The organism is Caulobacter sp. S45 (assembly GCF_903642205.1).
In the GTDB taxonomy this organism is placed as follows: Bacteria; Pseudomonadota; Alphaproteobacteria; order Caulobacterales; family Caulobacteraceae; genus CAHJWH01.
Window position 1 is genome coordinate 1 of record NZ_CAHJWH010000237.1, and the last position, 3,155, is coordinate 3,155.

Annotated in this window: 5 protein-coding genes; all 5 read left to right on the plus strand. The window is 74.6% G+C overall.

What is annotated here, in order from left to right; genetic code table 11:
- The coding region (locus tag HUV06_RS15445; RefSeq protein WP_174302132.1) for a hypothetical protein at positions 1 to 734 on the plus strand (734 nt) is incomplete at its 5' end.
- Entirely contained in the window at positions 731 to 1,777 is a 1,047-nt protein-coding gene (locus tag HUV06_RS15450) for a class I SAM-dependent methyltransferase (protein ID WP_174302133.1), read from the plus strand. The genes HUV06_RS15445 and HUV06_RS15450, both read left to right, overlap by 4 nt.
- Positions 1,774 to 2,079 (plus strand): hypothetical protein, encoded by a 306-nt coding sequence (locus HUV06_RS15455; RefSeq protein ID WP_174302134.1) that lies wholly within the window; start codon positions 1,774 to 1,776, stop codon positions 2,077 to 2,079. Before HUV06_RS15450 ends, HUV06_RS15455 begins: the two co-directional genes overlap by 4 nt.
- Positions 2,080 to 2,099: 20 nt before the next feature.
- Positions 2,100 to 2,921 carry a cupin domain-containing protein gene (locus HUV06_RS15460; protein ID WP_174302135.1) on the plus strand — a complete coding sequence of 274 codons (822 nt, stop codon included), beginning with the start codon at positions 2,100 to 2,102 and terminating at the stop codon, positions 2,919 to 2,921.
- 47 nt (positions 2,922 to 2,968) lie between these two features.
- Positions 2,969 to 3,155, plus strand: a 187-nt coding sequence (locus HUV06_RS15465; RefSeq protein ID WP_217433923.1) for a hypothetical protein, incomplete at its 3' end; no start/stop codon positions are given.

Below are 3,155 nucleotides of genomic sequence, written 5' to 3' on the forward strand. Positions count from 1 at the left end.
ACGCCGCGATGGCGGCGAGCCTGCAGGCGCCGGCCGAGGCCGGCCGCCCCCTGCTGACGCTCGGTCCCGCGAGCGGGGAGCCGGTGCGCCTGCGCTTCATCGAGAGCCCCGCCGCCGCGGGGTGGCGCGCGCTCACCACCTTCGGCTGGAACGCCACCGAGTTCGTGGCCCAGGACCTCGACGCCCTGGCCGACCGGCTGCAGGGCGGCGCCTTCGAGATCATCGGGCCGCCCCGTGGCCTGACGCGCTTCCCCATGATCCAAGCCATGCAGGCGATCGGGCCGGCGGGGGAGTGCTGCTACTTCACCGAGGTCGGCCCCGGCTCCGGCCTGGACCTCGCGCCGGCGCTTTCCTTCGTCGGACGCGTCTTCATCGTCGTGGCCGCGGGTCCCGACGCCGACGCCCTGCTGGAGCCATATGCCCGGTTCGCCAATGCGAGCGAGCCGCCGGTGGCCACGCCGGTGCGCGTCATCTCCGACGCGCACGGCCTGCCTGCGGAGACCCTGCACCGCCACGCCCTGGTCAGGCTCGGCGAGGGCGGCTTGATCGAGCTGGACGCCTATCCCGCCTCCGCCCGGCCCCGGCCCTGCCGGCCGGGCGAGCTGCCCCCCGGCATGGCGGCGGTGAGCTTCCAGAGCGCGCACGGCCCCGGCGCCTGCCTCTTCGGCGTCGCCGGCGAGCGGATCGAGCTGGTGGCGGCCGAAGCGGGCTCCGCCCTGGAGGCCGCGGCATGAGCGCGAGCCTGGAGGACGGCGCCCGGCTCGACTTCGTGCTGGCGCTCCGCCGCCGCTGGGCCGACACGGTCTATCCGCACCTGCGCGAGGCGTTCGACGCGGCCGGCGGTGACGACACCCGGCCGCCTGCGGAGCTGGCGCAGGCCGTGCACGCCCTGCCGGGCTTCGGCGCCTTCGCCTGGCTGGAGCGCGGCTCCCAGAAGATGCTGTGGCGCGCGGTGGAGGACGCCGTCGCGGGCCGTCCGGCGGAGGCCGACGCGCCCGCGGCCGCAGCGTCGCCCGTCCAGGTCGATCCGGCGCTGCAGCTTCCCAGTTGGTACACCGACTGGGACATCCACCTGCAGCCGGGCGGGGTCTGGTCCTCGCGGGCCTCGGCCCACGTCTACGAGCTCGGCGCCAAGCTGGTGATGATGGGGGAGAATGACGACTACAGCTTCCATCGCCTGTTCGCCGAGACCGCCCTGCCGAAGCGGGACTATGCCCGCATCGTCGATCTCGGCTGCGGCTTCGGCAAGTCGACCTGGCCCCTGAAGGCTGCGTTCCCGCAGGCTGAGGTGACCGGCGTCGACCTGGCCGCGCCATGCCTGGAGCTCGCCGCCGGGCGCGCCGCCGCGCGACAGCTGGCGGTGACCTTCCGCCAGGGCGACGCCTGCGCCACGGGCCTGGAGGGCGGCGGCTTCGACCTCGTCACCTCCACCATGCTGGTGCACGAGCTCCCGCGCGAGGCGCTGGTAAGCCTGCTGCGCGAGGCGGCGCGGCTGCTCGCGCCGGGCGGCGTCCTGGCCTTCCTCGACTTCCAGCCGACCGGGGACGGGTTCCGCGACCTGAGCCTGGTCGAGCACTCGGCGCGCAACAACGAGCCCTTCATGGCCCCGATGATGGCGATGGACCTGGTCGGCGAGGCGCAGGCGGCGGGTCTCGTCCACGCGCGCTGGACGGCCTTCGACGAGCGCGGCGCGGGCGATCTCGGCCAGCCGGCCTGGCCCCGCCGCCGGGAGTGGCACTTCCCCTGGGCGGTCCTGCATGCGGAGAAGCCGGCGTGAGCGAGCCCTCGGCCAGGCTCTCGCCCTACGGTGCGCCGGACCTGGAGCAGCTCACCGCACTGGTGTTCGAGCTGGCATCCCAGCTGCACGTGGAGCGCGTCCGCCGCCTGGCCCTGGAGGTGGCGCTGGGGCATTCCGGCGCGCTGGCCCCGGACGCGATGCAGGCGGTCGCCGGCGACGCTGGGCTCACCGCCCGCAGCGCTGCGGCGCTGGAGCGGGCCATGGCCGGCATCATGCGGGTCCTGACCGAAGGCGGCGATCCCCGCAGCCCTTTGCGCGCCCAGAGCCGGGGCGGCGCGTGAGACAGGAGCGTGGAGCAGTCATGTCGCGGCCGCAGATCGAGTTCATCCAGTCCCAGGCCCTGCCATGGCGCGCCGACGACCGCTTCGGCCTGGGCGTCGGCGTGGAGCTGAAGGTGCTGAGCGAGGACGCCGAGACGGGGGCCGCCAGCCTCCTGGTCCGCTATCCTGCGGGTTGGAGCCTCCCGGCCGGGGCGCGCGGCGCGGACGAGGAGCTGCTGGTGCTAGAGGGCGCGCTGACGGCGGGCGCGCTCCGGCTCGGCCACCTGCACTACGCCCGTTGGCCCGCCGGCTACGACGCGGGCGCGCGCGCCAGCGAGAGCGGGGCGGTGGTCCTGACCTTCCTGTCCGGCGACCCGGGGCGGCCTGCGCCGGCGAGCTTCGATCCCGCCCGCCTGGTGGAGCATGTCGACACCTTCGCCGTGCCCTACACCGGCACCTTCCATCCCGAGTTCCCGCCCGGCGCTGGGCGCAAGGTGCTCTACACCGACCCTGGGACGCAGGAGACCTCCTGGATCCTCGGCACGCTGCCGCTGCGCTGGGCCGAGCGGTCGGAGGTGCACGACTTCGTCGAGGAGATGTATCTGCTCTCCGGCGAGAGCCACGGCGACCGCGGCGTCATGCGGCCGGGCGCCTACTTCTGGCGGCCGGGCCACATCCCCCATGGCCCCTATGGCACGATGACGGGCAACCTCTACTTCTTCCGCACCCAGGGCGGCCCGCTGGTCACCCGCTATGTGGAGCCGCAGACGCCGTTCCACTGGTGGCCGCAGTACCGGCCGGCCTTGCCGGAGGACTTGCAGACGAGCGCGGTGGAAGCCGCAGAAGGCGCGAGGGCCTGGTGACCATGATGCAAGCCGAACTCCAGAGGCCGACGGCGTCTGAGCCCCCCATGCAGGCCCTGCGTGCGGAGCTGGCGCGCCGCTTCGGGCCGCCGCCGTCCCTCGTCACCGCCGTCGTCAACGCCGAGCGGCTGTCGCCGGGCGGCGGGGCGGAGTTCCAGGTGGTCGATCCGGCGACCGAGGCGGTCGTCAGCGCGGTGGAGGAGTCCGGTCCCGCCGGGGTGGACCGGGCCGTGG

Bases quoted from the DNA above. Each gene is read 5' to 3' on its own strand.
- HUV06_RS15450 (WP_174302133.1), top strand. From the start codon at position 731: ATGAGCGCGAGCCTGGAGGACGGCGCCCGGCTCGACTTCGTGCTGGCG.
- HUV06_RS15460 (WP_174302135.1), top strand. From the start codon at position 2,100: ATGTCGCGGCCGCAGATCGAGTTCATCCAGTCCCAGGCCCTGCCATGG.